The organism is Bacillus litorisediminis (assembly GCF_022808645.1).
GTDB classification, from domain to species: Bacteria; Bacillota; Bacilli; order Bacillales; family JC228; genus Bacillus_BF; species Bacillus_BF litorisediminis.
In genome coordinates, this window is sequence record NZ_JAKZKT010000042.1 from 1 (window position 1) to 15,775 (window position 15,775).

Genomic DNA, 15,775 nt, shown 5'->3' on the forward strand with positions numbered 1-15,775 from the left:
ACTAGCTAATGCGCCGCGGATCCATCTGTAAGTGGTAGCTAAAAGCCACCTTTCCATTTCGGTTCATGCGAACCGAAATCCTATCCGGTATTAGCCCCGGTTTCCCGGAGTTATCCCAGTCTTACAGGCAGGTTATCCACGTGTTACTCACCCGTCCGCCGCTAACCTTTGGGAGCAAGCTCCCAGAGGTCCGCTCGACTTGCATGTATTAGGCACGCCGCCAGCGTTCGTCCTGAGCCAGGATCAAACTCTCCATAAAAGTGTTTGATATAGCTCTTAAAAAAATAGAATTAACGTTGACGCTTTTCTTTGTTCAGTTTTCAAGGAACAATATATATCATGCTGCCTTTCAAGAATCACTTCTTTTTTCCTCTCTTTTAGGAGCAGCTTTTAAATTATATCGCATATATTACTATATGTCAATAATTTTTTATCATTGTAATCTCTCATATACTTTCATAATTAATACTCAGCCAAGAAACATTAATTATTTCAGTAAAACATTTATACTCAATTTCTCTTGAGCAAGATGTTAATTATATAACACTTAATATTATTCATCAATAGCTTTTTTGTATTCATATAGTGTTGAAAATAATAACAACAGCTAATTAATGAATGAATAAACTATTTCAAAATAACTTATATTCATTCGCTCTTGATGAGCAAGAACTTAATTATATGGGTTTGAAACCTATTTGTCTATTGGTAATTTATTGAATCTGATGTAATAAGATTACTAATAAACTACCAAACTATAATCCTCATAAAAACAACATGTCAACGCTCGTTTAGCGCTGACACATTGTTAACAAAAGATGTTTTTAATAATATCACTATAACTCTAAACCGTCAACCAACTTTCGACAAAATTCAACACCTATTTCTGCCATGATAGTTTAGGTATGTTCTGTCCATTTTTTAAGTATATTGAACTATATAGGTTTTAAAAGGAGGGAAAGGATGACAATTTCGGCAATTTTAAAATGGATTACGGGAGGACTTGAGGCTCTGGTAGGAATACCTTTCATTGGAGGGCTTCTTATTCTTTCTACACTTTGGGCTCCGTTATTCATTTTACTTGGGCTTCATATAATAACCTTAGTTTTCTCTATACGTGAAAAACAGAATACACATGGTAGTATTTTAGGAATTGTGACAAGCTGTGTTGCCTGGATCCCCTTTGTTGGTATGATCATGCACATTATTACTGCAATCTTCTTATTAACCGACGCATATAAAGCCACCGCCAAATAAACTTTTCACATGCAAAACAGCTCAGTCAATAAAAAACTCCTTAGACGAACTTTGTCGCCTAAGGAGTTTTTTCAAATTATGCAATAAATATAAAGTAGAGAAGGAAGACGACAAATAATCCGTACATGATTGGATGAATTTCTTTTGCTTTTCCTTTAATAATCATTGTAATTGGATAGAAGATAAAACCAATTGCAATACCTGTCGAAATGCTATAAGTAAGTGGCATAGTAACCATTGTTAAGAAAGCTGGGACTGCAATTTCAAATCGATTCCATTCAATTTTGCCTAAAGACGAAACCATTAATACCCCAACTATAATTAATGCAGGTGCAGTAACAGCTGGTGTTACAATTGATAGTAACGGGAAGAAAAAGAGTGACACAATGAATAATCCGGCTGTTACCACAGAAGCAAACCCTGATCTTGCGCCAGCGGCTACACCTGCTGATGATTCAATATAGGAAGTAGTAGTTGAAGTTCCTAAAATAGCACCTGCAACTGTCGCAGTGGCATCTGCAAAAAGAGCCTTACCTGCTCTTGGCAGTTTATTATCTTTCAATAGGCCGGCTTGGTTTGTTACAGCTACAAGCGTTCCGGCTGTATCAAAGAAGTCAACGAAAAGGAATGTTAGTACAACAACCAGCATGTTAACAGTAAAAATACCTTCAAATCCATTAAAGAATGGTTCAAGTGCAGCCCCGAATGTCGGCGCAATACTTGGAACTTGTCCAATGATTTGTGTTGGTGGTTCAACCAAATTGAAAATAATACCAGCGATTGCGGTAAGAACGATTCCAAAGAAGACCCCGCCATTTACACCTTTGGTCATGAGAATGACAGTAACGACTAAACCAAAAATAGCTAACAAAGTATTGGGAGCGGATAAATCCCCTATCCCTACGAGTGTGGCATCGTTATTAACGACAATTCCTGCATTATAAAGACCAATAAACGTTATAAATAGACCAATACCTGCACCCACTGCAAATTTGAGCTCTGCCGGAATTGCGTTTATAATCCGTTCACGAAGACCAGACGCTGTTAATACAATAAAAATAAGACCTGAAAATAAAACACCAGTTAGAGCTGTTTCCCATGGAATGCCCATTGTTAAAACTACTGTATAAGCAAAGAATGCATTTAAGCCCATACCTGGAGCTAAAGCGACTGGATATTTCGCAATAAGCCCCATTAACAAGGTACCGATTGCTGCAGCCAATGCAGTTGCAACAAATACTGCTCCGTAGTCCATCCGCAATGACTCATCTAATCCTTCAACATCCGCCATAGTCAGTGTCAGCGGGTTGACAGCCAAAATATATGCCATCGATAAGAATGTAGTTAAACCGCCGATGAATTCGCGACGATAATTCGTTCCCAACTCTTCAAATTGGAAAAATTTCTTCATCTGTTCTCCTCCTAATAACGTCGTACTTTCTTCCTAAGAGGCCTCACCAAAAATAGGCTTCGTTTTAAAGAGACGTATTTCTATTTGTCTATTATCCCCCTTAAAACGAAAAGCACTCCAGACTTTTTACGTCGGAGTGCTTGCAAGGGCATGTGAAGAAACAAGTGTCTATTGTCATGACAAAAACAATAGATAACCCATCTTTCACATTACCTCGTAGTCAAGCTATTTACGGTAGCTCGGTAGAAACGATCAGGCCATATCCCTGATTTTATACGACGTAATGCAACTATTGAATTTTAGAATAATTACAAAGTTTATTGTAGAAAATTGTTGAATGGTTGTCAACCATAAACCCGAACATTTTACATATACAAAACCATAAATGTTCGTTTAAAAGTTTATTCCCACTCAATCGTTGCAGGAGGCTTACTGGTAATGTCGTATACAACCCGGTTGACATGTTCCACTTCATTAACAATTCGGGTTGAAATTTTTTCAAGTACCTCCCACGGGAGACGAGCCCAGTCAGAAGTCATTCCATCAATAGAAGTTACGGCACGAATTCCGATTGTATGATCATAGGTTCTGGTGTCCCCCATTACCCCGACGCTCTTAATACCCGGGAGAACCGTAAAGTATTGCCAAACGTCACGTTCCAATCCAAAATTACTTATTTCTTCACGGAGAATCGCATCCGAATCGCGAACAATTTTTAGTTTTTCCTCTGTTACTTCTCCTAAAACCCTAATCGCTAATCCGGGACCAGGGAATGGCTGACGCCAAACGATTTCATCGGGTAGTCCAAGCTGGGTTCCAAGTGCACGAACCTCGTCCTTAAATAAGGTATTCAACGGTTCAATTAATTTAAATTTCATATTTTCAGGCAAACCGCCGACATTATGGTGTGATTTAATGGTTTGTGCCGTGGCTGTGCCGCTCTCAATAATGTCAGTGTAAAGTGTGCCTTGTGCCAGAAAATCAATTCCCTCTAATTTGGCTGCTTCATCATCAAAAACGTATATAAATTCATTCCCGATGATTTTCCGTTTTTGTTCAGGGTCAGATACACCAGCTAATTTGCTTAAGAAACGGTCCTTTGCATCAATTTTTACCACATTCATATTGAAGCCTTCTGAGAATGTTTTCATAACCCCTTCAGCTTCTCCCTTACGCAATAGTCCATGGTCTACAAACATACATGTAAGCTGATCGCCGATTGCTTTATGAACTAATGCAGCTACGACCGAGGAATCCACTCCGCCGCTTAAAGCACAAAGCACCTTTTTATCTCCTACTAGCTCACGAATTCTTTCAACCTCAAGATCAATGAAGTTTTCCATTGACCATTCTTCTTTACATTGGCAAATTTCAAACACAAAATTTTTCAATAAGTCATTTCCGTATTCGGAATGGCGTACTTCTGGATGAAATTGAACTGCATAGATGGCTTTTTCAGGATTACTCATCGCTGCTATTCGACAAGAAGGATTTGTACCATCTACTCTGAATCCATCTGGAGTTTCAACCACTAAGTCTCCATGGCTCATCCATACTGTTTGTTCCTTTGGCAGATTAGTAAAAAGAGGAGAATCTTCTTTTATAAGAAGAGTTGATTTTCCATATTCACGATGCTGGGCTTTTTCCACTTTTCCGCCAAATAGGTGAGTAATAAGCTGCATGCCATAGCAAATACCTAAGATTGGAACACCTAAATTTAAAATATTCTCATCACAGGTAAATGCATTTTGTCCATACACACTATTTGGGCCGCCAGAAAAAATAATGCCCTTTGGATTCATCGCTTTGATTTCTTCAGCGGATAGCGTATGAGGGTGCAATTCTGAATATACACCAAATTCCCGAATTCTTCTTGTGATTAATTGGTTATACTGGCTTCCGAAATCCAATACAACGATTTTTTCCTGTTCAGGAAAAGCTGATTTTGTCATAACAGTCACCTCGTTTATTCAATATGCCCTTTTACTTTTATTTGAAGTCCCCTCAACAAAAAACTAGAACCTGTCAGGTAAATGACAGAATTCTAGTTAATTCGTTTAAGAGCCTATTCAGCTTTTAGGTGAATAAGGTTCTTCAATTTACACGTATTTTATCAACCGATGGCAGGATAATCAAGCCATTGTTTTTTTCATTAAATTTTCCCAACATTTCATCAATTCCTCAAAATCTGCCTCTCTGTTTTGTCCGTACACAAAACTTTCATAAACCTTTGTCATCTTGGACATATCTGTAGTTGAAAAGAAAGAATCGATATATTTCGCATATGTTCTTAACGTTTGGCCGTCCTCCAGTTTAATGCCATATCTTTTTAATTGACGAAGTAAGGAAACGTAAGAATCCATAAAGGAAATCGCATCTTTTTTGTTACGATACTTTAGGAAAAGAACCCGCGGCAGCCATTTCGCCCTTATCTTATACAGATATATACTGATTAAGACTGCAACTGTGAAGCCGGCTAAGAACCAGTATATATGAGCGGTGACGAAGGTTTTGATTTGATCCCAAATCTCGCCTAGAGTCAGACCATCTCCCCCGCCTGAAGAAGAGGAATCTTCTTCTTCAGGATTTTGCTGTTCCGGTGTTTCCGTTTCCGGAAGTTCTGGTGTTTCGGCATCTTCTCTGTCTATTTCCAAGTCGTAATCAATCGTTACATTATTGGTGAATCCTGGTGTTGGTTCAAACGGGACCCAGCCCACTTCTGGGAAATATACCTCTACCCATGAATGGGCATTATTATTTTGAATATCGTACACAATGCGACCATTTGATAGATAATCGCTAACGGTTCCCTCTGTAAATCCTTTTACCCAACGTGCTGGAATATCTACAGCCCGAAGGAGCACAACCATTGAAGTGGAAAAATTATCACAATAGCCACGTAATGTTTCAAATAAAAATTGGTCTACATAATCGTCTTCCTCACCCGGAATGGCAACATTAATTTGATCATACGTATACCGCCCGCTGCGCAGATAATCCCTGATTGCTGTTGCTTTATCATACCAATCGGCTTTACCTGCTGTTATTTCTTCCGCTAAGTCTATAACTCTGGATGGAAGCGTCTCTGGAAGCTGCGTGTATCTGGCCACAAAATCTGGTGATAATCCTCCAGTGTTTTGCGCAGCTTTCATGCCGCTTAAACTATACAGAGGCATGTGGTACGTATACTCAACTGAATTAATCGGAGTAGGGTTTCCATTACGTAATGGTGTAATTCTTTCTACCGAAGAATCCAACAGAAAACTGGCATTTGGATTGGTATCGACAACTTGATTTATTCCCGATGGATATACCAGCTGAGTAAACACCTGTGAAAATTGAATTTGTGCAGTTCTTTCATTTTCTCCGCGGCTTTCTTCAGGGAAAAGGGTCAGCGGTACAGGCTGCTCAGCCTCAAATGGAATCGTTGACGAAGGCTGATCGGCAATCCACCCTTTGCCAGTGTAAAGATCTTTAGTTTCGATCCGCCAATAATGCGTGTCGTCTACTTCTGCTTGGAAAACTAACGTATTGTCCGCGATATAAGGACCTCCCAGCTGGGAATCATCCATTGAGTATCCGGATTTCCGCAGACCTCCTGGGTCTTCTCCCCGTTTGTAAAACGCCTCCAAATAAGGAACAGGGTCTGGCCAGATTGGACTAGCTTTCGGTGCGGCCATGGCAACTAATGTACTGAACCCTACCATTAATGCCAATGAGAAGGCCCATTTATTAAAAACTCTTCCTTTATGGGATATTCCTTCCCGATCCAGTAATCTTGAGAAATAGAGCAGACCTAAAGATAAAAAGCCGAGCGTAACTGTACGTACAATTGCACCTTTTGCATCATACGGTGAAAAGGTATCTAAAATTGTAATATAAATCAGCGTAAAAAATAAGAATAGAAAAATTCTTTTTCTTGTTGTGAGCCAATAATGAATTAAATAAATCATCAGCCACAACACAACAAAGAACAAAGTGGTTCTGAACGGGTTTGACATTGCTTGCCAATCCGCTTGGAAAATAAGCTGAATATTATAAAAGACATCGTCCCGATAGTAAGGAAACCAGTCCCAAAATGAAAAAACACCTTGAATGGGGAACAGAACATAAATGGTATAGAGAAAATAGATAATGCTTAGGAATAAATGAATTCCCCAATGCATCCTCAGATAAAAAAGCAGAAGTCCTGCCCCGATAAATATGATAAATACATGCGTATCTCCCGTATCGGCGACTTGCTCGAGCGGCCGAATCCATTCCCATAGAAGTAAAAATCCAAAGAGATGAAGGATAAAGGTTAACCACGATAATTGGTATTGTTTTTTCATGAACGCCTTACCCCCACAAAGGATTCACTAAATTCGCCTTCATGGACAAACCGAATCCAAAGTCCGCTCCTCGTCCCTTGTATTCGAAGATCAGCTTCCTGGGCAGACAGCTTTTCATTTTTGCCCTTGATTACGAATAGAAACACTTGTGCATTTCGAAGTGTCAGCTTTCTCATTTCATCGATGAGTCCTTGATGAATATGAGAAGTCAGGACCATCAAGATTGGCATCTGAAGCAGTCGTACTCTTTCGCTTTCTAATACTTGATGAAAGCTTTGTTCACAATCAGCCTCTACTTTTGCCAGATGAAATTGAATCGCCTGAAGATGACTTTCCCCTGCACGAATCGGAATAATGGTTCTTTCCTTCCCAACTGATGTAATCCCGCATTGGGCTCCTTTTTTCAGGATGGCACGGGTCAGAGACGATGCATAATTGACGACTCTTTCAAAATGATTAGATGGAGTTCGATCCAATATGATCATGACATCATGTGATCGTCTCTGCTCAAATTCCTTAGTCATGATTTCATTCTTTTTCGCAGTTGCCTTCCAATTAATCCATGAAAAACGGTCTCCCGGCTGATAATCTCTTACGCCAATTGCCATAGATGTATCACGTTGAACCTTTACATTAGAGGATGTCGTCCCTTGCTCATATTGATGTTCAACCGGCCGGTATATCATATCTTCATAGGCTGGATAGACGAGAACCTTATTTTCGCATGGAATGATAACCTCTTTTTCAATAAGGCCTAATACATCTCCAACCTTCATCCGAATACCGGTAAATTCATGCTCTCCTCTTGGAATATGATGAATCGTAAAGGCTACTTCAATATGTTTTCTAAATCCCGGAAAGACAAGTGATTTTAACGAGGTATGGTTAAACCGTTTGGAAGTTTTTTCAGAAACCTGCTCTTCCATTATCAAATAAAACAAGGGAACAGGAATACTTCTTGTAATGATTAACCGAATCGGCAAGGATTCACCTGCTAAGCGTTCCTTATGTGAAATGACCCGCTCCACTTTAAAGTCCCGAATCGGGTAAAAGACTAATATGAATGAATACAGGGCAAACGGCAAAAAACTATAAAATAAAAACCAGCTGACAAATCCGCCTTGAAACATCGCGTAGCTAAACACAATGGCAGACAGAAATAAAAGAATAAAGAGCTTGCCAAAGGTGAAGAAATAAGGTTTCCACTTTTTCATTTATCTCACAAGCCTTTGTACAGGTACTGGAACTCGTCCGAGTATCTGTTTAATTACGTCCTCTGCAGAGATACCTTCAAATTTAGCTTCTGATTTTAAGATGATCCGATGTGTAAACACAAATGGTGCTAAATATTGTATATCATCTGGAATCACATAATCACGATCGTGCAGAAGAGCATAGGCTTGAGCTGCTTTCATTAGCGCAATTGAGCCCCGAGGACTGACTCCTAAAAAGATACTGGCATGAGCTCTCGTCCTTGTCGCGATATCGACTATATACATTTTAAGCGTATCATCCACCATGACTTCGCGCACCTGCTGTTGCAGCTGCCGCAGTTCCTCTAAAGAGATAATCGGTTCTAAATCTTCAATTGGCGGTGTCTTTTGGGCACGGCTCAACACTTCTACCTCTTCCTTAGCAGAAGGATAACCCATTTTCATTTTTAAAAGAAAACGGTCGAGCTGTGCTTCTGGAAGCGGATAAGTCCCTTCGTATTCAATCGGGTTTTGTGTCGCCATAACAAAAAATGGACGATCCAAGTAATGAGTAACGCCATCAATGGTCACACTTTTTTCTTCAAGACCTTCTAATAAAGCAGATTGGGTTTTAGGTGAGGTACGATTAATTTCATCTGCTAAGATGATATTCCCCATAATCGGTCCCGGCTTAAACTCAAATTCTAGTTCCTTTGGATTATAGATAGAAACCCCGGTTACATCTGAAGGCAATAAATCCGGTGTAAATTGGATTCTTCTAAACTTCGCACTTACTGATTTAGCAAGTGCCCGCACCATCATTGTTTTCCCTACTCCAGGCACATCCTCCAGCAAAACGTGCCCATCTGCCAATAAAGCTACTAAACTGAGCTCGGCAACCTGTCTTTTCCCAATCATTACTTTTTCAATATTTTCTATTACTCTTAATAATTCTGGATGCAAATTTTCCAATAATAACTCCTCCTAGCCCCTGAATCAAATAATACTACACATTATATCCGGTTCCTAACAGCGGTAAACTCAAGGACAATCTATATATAGCGTAAACACGCCTATTTACCCATATGCCTACTCACTCCAGGAAACAAAAGCCCCTTTATGTAAACCAGTTTTTCCAATTTTGAAAAAATAAGGTCTATACAAATTGGCAAATGAAAACCAATAGTAACTTAAATGTAACATATTTTATTAATATCTGAAACTATCGGATTATTGAAATTGGACAATCTGCGTGAATTAATAAAAAACTTGGTTTACACCTCATCACTAAGGCTTCACCAAGTTTTATTCCAACATCTATTAATTTTGACTTTCTATCGCTAATCTAAATTCTCTCAACTGATATAAATATCCCTTATCATTTCCCGTTAACGTGATTCTCTCCTCTATGAAGAGACAGTTTTTCACCTCTGCAATTTATATTCCCTCGATTTATTCTTTTTCCTTTACAGGTATATGAATTTTTAAATGGGGATGATCGGTTAATGGATTATAATCGACTGGATATTCCTCTAAATAATGCAGTTCGTCTTGATCTAGTATATATCCATTTTGTTCAATCCATTGATGCAATTGAGTATATGCCTCATGAACCTGTTCACCTTCATAACTGGATGTAACAAAGGTATACGACGGAACAGATATCGTTTCCATCCCTTCTGGAATGAAATCAAGATTTTCTGCTTCTGCGACTAAATAATAAGTAAAACTATTGGCATCATTGTGATAAGATAGACCTGTAATGATGTTGGGATTAACACGATTTTTTATTTGATCCAACTCGTTCCGAAATTTCTGGTGGACGGTCCTTATTTCACCTTTTGCTGCCTGTTCATACGTACCACTCCACTTGACTCCAATTCCTTTAAAAGCACTTCTAGTTACAACAGAAATTTCCATACTTATCAACCTTCCTTTTACATTTGTTTTTTCAGCATGAGTATATCAGCGAAATTGGACAATTTCTGTCATATTTTCAAAAAAATAATAAGTGTGTGATTTCCATGGCTAAATCGAAACGTTTAATTGAATTAATGGAGCTCGTGAATCTTAAAAAACAGTTCACCGTACAAGAAATGGCTGACGAATTTCAGGTTTCTTACCGGACCATGTGGCGTTATTTGCAAGAATTAAGTGAACTGGGTGTCCCTTTATATTCGGAGCCTGGTGTAAAAGGCGGTTATTTTATTTTAAAAGAACGGGCCTTGCCTCCTATAAAGGTGAACAGTTCCTCTCCAGAGATATTTAATCAAAAGGTTCAGCTAGATGAAATAAAAGTGGTGGGGTATGAATTCACTGCCCCATATAAAGCGTTCAGGGAAGCAGAAGTACTGATTCCAAGATTGTGGTTTCGGTTAATTGAACATTTAGAAGAAATCGGGGACGTTGTTAACTCCAATCGAAGAATCGGAGTTTCTCACAATCGTAAAACAGACTTTACTTATTACGTCACAGTAGAAGTCGAAAATTTTACTAAAGTACCAAACAATATGACCCAGCTCACTGTTCCCGCAAATACATATGCTTCCTTCTATCATCACGGTGTCATGGAACGGGATCATATTGATCGAACCTATCAATTTATTCATAACTGGTTCGAAAAAAATCAATATGAACGAAACTATCAATCTTACAGCCTTGAAATTTATGATGAACATTATGAGCCTAGTAAATCCAGCAATCGATTTGAAATTCTAATTCCGGTTAAATAAAACCCTCACACTTCTGAGGGTTTTATTTGCAAATAATCTATGTATTAAAAAACTAATAAGTCTCATTTCGAAATACTGGTGACTGTTCATCCCCTTTTTCAAAAACTCTATCGATTTTATCAATAAACATTTGATAGACTTTTTTTCTTTCCTCTAGCTCCTTTATAGACCCTTTCAATTCATTGAACTTTTTTTCAAATGGCTTTTGATATTGTTCACGGATACTCCGAATCAGTTCTTCATTCACCGTTGATTGGACAACCTGTTTTGTTATGTTGTATTTATAGGAATACACTTGCAATTCACTTTTTGTTTCTTCATATTCCTTATCTATTCCATCTAACAGAGTATTGATTTCCTTTTTCCATTCTCTTAGTGCTTTTTCAACATGTGATTCCATTTTATTCTTCCTTTTCCCCTGCATTTTTTTAAGAAATATACATACATTTTATCAATCCTCTATTTCAATTTCTTTTCTGATTCATTACATTACCGCGACTAAACAAGACAAATAAAACGGTCAAAAATATAAAAAAGAAACTTCCCGCTAGTGCATTCACTAATGAGAAGTTTCTTATAGTAAATAGTTTCCTTTCATCCAATGTATCCATGTCTTTCTCATAATCTTTTAAATCTTTATGGTCATAGAGTCCTTAGTGTCCAGTGATTCTCATGGGCGGCTTTTCCATCCAACCCTTATCAATAAAAAGTTTAGTTGCTTGCTCAACAAAAGATGCAATTCTCATGACGGCTTTCGTATAAACCAGCGCTATATCATGCCTTCCGTCTGCAGCCAATGAATTTCCGAATACTCGAATCTTCATGGATGACATATCCATCGCATGAAATAGCATTAACTTATCAGAAAAGGGGGAAAACGCAGATTTTGTCACTAAATGATCCAAAGAAGGCTGTGCGGGAAAATTTTCATCACGCAATTTTTGTGAAAAGCTCTCCATATTTGCTGTGATAACTTCTTTTCCTCTCTCTAACAATTGCCGGATCTTTTCATCTTTTGCGACCTGGATAAACGCCGTAAGTAAGGCTCGGCTCGTTGTAGCTGTCTCAATACTATCGTAAAAATGGGCAATCTCTAATGCTTGCATTGGCCGTACATGCCCGAAGAAGCCATTTAAAAAATCCCGATGAACATATTCCACTTTTTCAGGTATTGGAATGAATGGCGGTTTCATGATAAAACCCTTGCTAATCAATATGTCTTTGGTGTATTTCATTAAATCCATAGTGGAAACCACACAATGTCTAAAAAATTCTTCTATAGCCTTTCTAAACATAAGGGGTAACCCTACACTATAGATGCTCATTCCTGCTTTAGCAGTATATTTCAAGTAATGCACATAGTATTGATCTTCAAATAAACGCGGGGCACCCATGTTTACATCTTTTTCACCAAACCCATCAGGAATAGGAAAGTTTTCCTTTTCTAAAATATCTTTCGTCGTGTTTATAAATTCTTTGCTTAATTTCAATGCATGTTCCAATAAATTTTTAATATCCTGATCCTCAACGTGCTGAAGAAAATAACTTAAAACGCAGATTGCCATACTGTTTCCCATATAGGTAGCCCAAAGTTTACCCATTTCTGCCGATGTCAGTTTTTCGTTAGGTGCTGTTTTATTTGATCCCGCTTTCATGCCGACCACTCATTTGATTGTTTTTCCTAGTTTCTTCATCCTTCCAAAAATTATTCTGCTTTTCTTTCAGCGTGCCCTGCTAAAAATAAATAGCTGTCACGGTTTAATAAATTTGAAATAATTATTACAAGAGAAACGGCTCATAAACAGTGAGGATCAGCACATAAAACAGTGAGAAACGGCTCATAAACGATGAGGAACGGCACATAACAGTAAGAAAAGGCACTGAAACAGTGAGAAACGGCACTTAAACTGTGAGAAGCGGCACATAACGATGAGGCACGGCTCATAAACAGTGAGAAACGGCTTATAAACGATGAGGCACGGCTCATAACAATAAGACACTGCTCATAACAATAAGACACTGCTCATAACAATAAGACACTGCTCATAACAATAAGACACTGCTCATAAACGATGAGGCACGGCTCATAACAATAAGACACTGCTCATAAACGATGAGGCACGGCTCATAACAATAAGACACGGCACTTAAACAGTGAGAAACGGCACATAACGATGAGGAAAGGCACCTAAACAGTGAGAAACGGCACTTAAACAATGAGGAACAGCACATAATGATGAGCAACGGCTTATAAACGATGAGAAACCGCTCATAAACGATGAGGAACGGCACATAACAGTAAGAAAAGGCACTTAAACAGTGAGAAAAGGCACTTAAACTGTGAGAAGCGGCACATAACGATGAGGCACGGCTCATAAACAGTGAGAAACGGCTTATAAACGATGAGGCACGGCTCATAACAATAAGACACTGCTCATAAACGATGAGGAGCGGCACATAAACGATGAGAAACCGCTCATAAACGATGAGGAACGGCACATAAACGGTAGAAGCGGCACATAACGATGAGACACGGCTCATAACAATAAGACACTGCTCATAAACGATGAGGAACGGCTCATAAACGATGAGACACGGCTCATAAACGGTGAGGACCGGCACATAAACGGTAGAAGCGGCACTTAAACAATGAGAAACTGCACATTAAACAATGGAAGCGGCACTAAACAATGAGAATCGGCACATTAAACAATGAGAATCGGCACTTAACAGTGAGAAACGGCTCATAAACCGATGAGGAATTAATTAACAAAAAAAGACTACCTCCATTTTCACGGAAGTAGTCCATTGATTACAAAAAAGTTTTTATCTATGACAGCTTCTTATTTTCACGAAGAGAAAATTACATCATGCCGCCCATCTTTTAATAAGATTTCGCCTATTTTCGAACCTTTTCAAAAGTTATTTTTCAAGTTCTGTATAACTCGATTTTTCGGAATGAGATTTTGAATTTTTTCGTATTTGTATTTTACTTTTGTGATTTTTGTGTGAGTTTTAAAAAAATCACCTATTGCTTTTCCGATGATAGCCAAGAGTCCATGAATAAAGGAGAGATCTGAACAAGGATATAACCTACACAATTTATAATTAGAGAACAGTTAAATGGCTACCTTGCATAAAGACAGCGACATTACAGAATTAGTATGAACAATAGATTAAGCCCCTCTCCCTCTAATGAGATGGGCTTAAAATTATAATTTAAAGACCTCGGAGATATTTTACCGAATTTATTTTTGCACTATTATTTACTTAACTCCACTTTAACAGGTTTTGAGAGAGGATTATCGTAAAACGAAAAGAATATATATGCATCATCAAGACTTATAATGTTTCCAGTAAATTCCTTTTCGTTAATCATTAGTTGTGGATTCATTTTTTTAGATACCCCCCCTACAAGGACATACATATTATTATCTTCGTTCTCGATGTAATTCCATAAGTATCCTTCATTATGTATATCATTCGGCTTATAAGAAGTGGTTTCAAGGTGTTTATTATCCTGGAAAATAAATATGTATATCGTGTTATCTTTTAAAGATTCATATATAACCAGCTCTTGCGGAGGATAGTTAACTCTAACCATATTATTCAAATCAATTTCTTCATTTAAAGAATTATTTAAGGTCTCAACAATATAGTTATCATTATTCGTACATGCAGTAGTTAACATTAAAAAAAAGGAAATCAAAACCATTTTAAGTGATTTCAAAATATTTCCTCCTATATATTAATGTATAGAAGGTGTAGGAGTTACCCTACACCTTCTATAAATCAAAAAATCAGAATGTTTTAGTACCATAGTTACTATCTTCAAATTTGTTAGTCGAATAATTCCATGAAATACCTAAGTCAGTTGGACCTATAGAAAATCCAGTCACTTCAGTACTAGACCAACTATGCCCATATTTTGAATTAAAATTAATTGTTTTTCCTACAGGTGTGCCATTATAGAATCTAAAATACACCCATCCTGTTCCTTTATAGCAGTTATAGTTTAACCCTAAGCCGCTATCCTGAAACTCAAATCCTATTCCATACCCGTTTACATAAGGAGATTGGACACTAGGTGTTGACGAGGTCCCATCCTTTTTACTGGTTCTAAGACCATGTTCAAAAACACTGATTTGTTCTTGCGCGACACCTAATGCAAATCCATCTGTTCCACCTACAGTTGAATCAGGATAAGTTTTATTCCAGTTCCAATATCCTGTCATAACGTACATTTGCATATCATTATCATAGTACATTGTAGGTTTAGGCATGTCTACATCATTAATAGTAGATGCTATTTCCACATTAGTATCAGGATCATTTTCAATTTTTGAAAGTCCTAATTTTTTTAAGTAGTCTTCACTTTCTAACTCTCTTAATCTATCAGATAATTCATCATATTCTTTTTGTTGGGATTTTGTCAATTATCTTTAGAAAGTTCTTCTAAATAATCAAGCTTTGCTTGAGTGTCATGTAGCTCTATAAAATACGCATCAACTTTTTCTACTTTATTCTTAACTTTTTCTTTTAATTCCTTTGGTAACTTTTCAAGATCTACTTTTCCAGGTTCCAGTTGAACATCATCCAATGTAATGTCTTCCTTATTTTCATCATTTGCAAATGATGTCATCGAAAATGCTAGCATTAGAGCTACAACAGCTAAAACGATAAATTTAAAACGTTTAGTCTTCATTTGTTTTCTTCCATAATATTTATCTCTATGTCTAATCATTGATGATTTTCTTTAGAGCAAAAATCATGATGAAATTGTTTTATGAAAATCTACAGCTGTCCTTAAGCGTACACAGTATTTTTTGTTTTAAGAATTGCCACCCTTCT

Annotated in this window: 13 protein-coding genes, 1 rRNA gene, 1 pseudogene and 1 riboswitch; of the genes and pseudogenes, 3 read left to right on the forward strand and 12 right to left on the reverse strand. The window is 37.6% G+C overall.

Going from position 1 to position 15,775, the window contains the following annotated elements:
* Positions 1 to 259 (reverse strand): 16S ribosomal RNA (locus MLE14_RS17560); the annotation flags it as partial.
* A 704-nt stretch (positions 260 to 963) separates the two neighbouring features.
* Here MLE14_RS17560 and MLE14_RS17565 point away from each other — a divergent pair.
* The gene (locus MLE14_RS17565) at positions 964 to 1,257 is read left to right on the forward strand and encodes a hypothetical protein (RefSeq protein WP_243299716.1); all 294 of its coding nucleotides are present in this window, start codon (positions 964 to 966) and stop codon (positions 1,255 to 1,257) included.
* A gap of 76 nt (positions 1,258 to 1,333) precedes the next feature.
* Here MLE14_RS17565 and MLE14_RS17570 read toward each other — a convergent pair whose 3' ends face one another.
* From MLE14_RS17570 to MLE14_RS17595, 6 genes are all read right to left on the reverse strand, one after another.
* A complete protein-coding gene (locus MLE14_RS17570; RefSeq protein ID WP_243299717.1) occupies positions 1,334 to 2,668 on the reverse strand; it encodes an NCS2 family permease in 1,335 nt (444 codons plus the stop codon).
* 197 nt (positions 2,669 to 2,865) lie between these two features.
* A riboswitch (purine riboswitch) is annotated at positions 2,866 to 2,967 on the reverse strand.
* Between the two features lie 102 nt (positions 2,968 to 3,069).
* Entirely contained in the window at positions 3,070 to 4,620 is a 1,551-nt protein-coding gene (gene guaA / locus MLE14_RS17575) for a glutamine-hydrolyzing GMP synthase (RefSeq protein ID WP_243299718.1), read from the reverse strand.
* 180 nt (positions 4,621 to 4,800) lie between these two features.
* Positions 4,801 to 6,999, reverse strand: coding sequence for a transglutaminaseTgpA domain-containing protein (locus MLE14_RS17580; RefSeq protein WP_243299719.1), 2,199 nt, complete (start codon positions 6,997 to 6,999; stop codon positions 4,801 to 4,803).
* Complete coding sequence (locus tag MLE14_RS17585) at positions 6,996 to 8,213, reverse strand: DUF58 domain-containing protein (protein WP_243299720.1); 1,218 nt, start codon at positions 8,211 to 8,213, stop codon at positions 6,996 to 6,998. Before MLE14_RS17585 ends, MLE14_RS17580 begins: the two co-directional genes overlap by 4 nt.
* On the reverse strand, positions 8,214 to 9,164 hold the full coding sequence (locus tag MLE14_RS17590) for an AAA family ATPase (protein WP_390629130.1): 951 nt from the start codon (positions 9,162 to 9,164) through the stop codon (positions 8,214 to 8,216).
* 480 nt (positions 9,165 to 9,644) lie between these two features.
* Positions 9,645 to 10,112 (reverse strand): GyrI-like domain-containing protein, encoded by a 468-nt coding sequence (locus tag MLE14_RS17595; RefSeq protein WP_243299721.1) that lies wholly within the window; start codon positions 10,110 to 10,112, stop codon positions 9,645 to 9,647.
* Between the two features lie 104 nt (positions 10,113 to 10,216).
* Between MLE14_RS17595 and MLE14_RS17600 the strand changes: the two are divergent.
* Both MLE14_RS17600 and MLE14_RS17605 read left to right on the forward strand, forming a co-directional pair.
* Positions 10,217 to 10,429: pseudogene (locus MLE14_RS17600) on the forward strand (helix-turn-helix transcriptional regulator); the annotation flags it as partial.
* A gap of 3 nt (positions 10,430 to 10,432) precedes the next feature.
* Positions 10,433 to 10,924 carry a GyrI-like domain-containing protein gene (locus MLE14_RS17605; protein ID WP_313897780.1) on the forward strand — a complete coding sequence of 164 codons (492 nt, stop codon included), beginning with the start codon at positions 10,433 to 10,435 and terminating at the stop codon, positions 10,922 to 10,924.
* Positions 10,925 to 10,976: 52 nt separating this feature from the next.
* Here MLE14_RS17605 and MLE14_RS17610 read toward each other — a convergent pair whose 3' ends face one another.
* From MLE14_RS17610 to MLE14_RS17630, 5 genes are all read right to left on the reverse strand, one after another.
* Complete coding sequence (locus MLE14_RS17610; protein WP_243299722.1) at positions 10,977 to 11,324, reverse strand: hypothetical protein; 348 nt, start codon at positions 11,322 to 11,324, stop codon at positions 10,977 to 10,979.
* 253 nt (positions 11,325 to 11,577) lie between these two features.
* Entirely contained in the window at positions 11,578 to 12,579 is a 1,002-nt protein-coding gene (locus tag MLE14_RS17615; protein ID WP_243299723.1) for a DUF3231 family protein, read from the reverse strand.
* 1,607 nt (positions 12,580 to 14,186) lie between these two features.
* A complete protein-coding gene (locus MLE14_RS17620; RefSeq protein WP_243299724.1) occupies positions 14,187 to 14,654 on the reverse strand; it encodes a hypothetical protein in 468 nt (155 codons plus the stop codon).
* 70 nt (positions 14,655 to 14,724) lie between these two features.
* Positions 14,725 to 15,360, reverse strand: coding sequence for a hypothetical protein (locus MLE14_RS17625; protein WP_243299725.1), 636 nt, complete (start codon positions 15,358 to 15,360; stop codon positions 14,725 to 14,727).
* Positions 15,357 to 15,629 (reverse strand): hypothetical protein, encoded by a 273-nt coding sequence (locus tag MLE14_RS17630; protein WP_243299726.1) that lies wholly within the window; start codon positions 15,627 to 15,629, stop codon positions 15,357 to 15,359. Before MLE14_RS17630 ends, MLE14_RS17625 begins: the two co-directional genes overlap by 4 nt.
* Positions 15,630 to 15,775 lie beyond the last annotated feature (146 nt).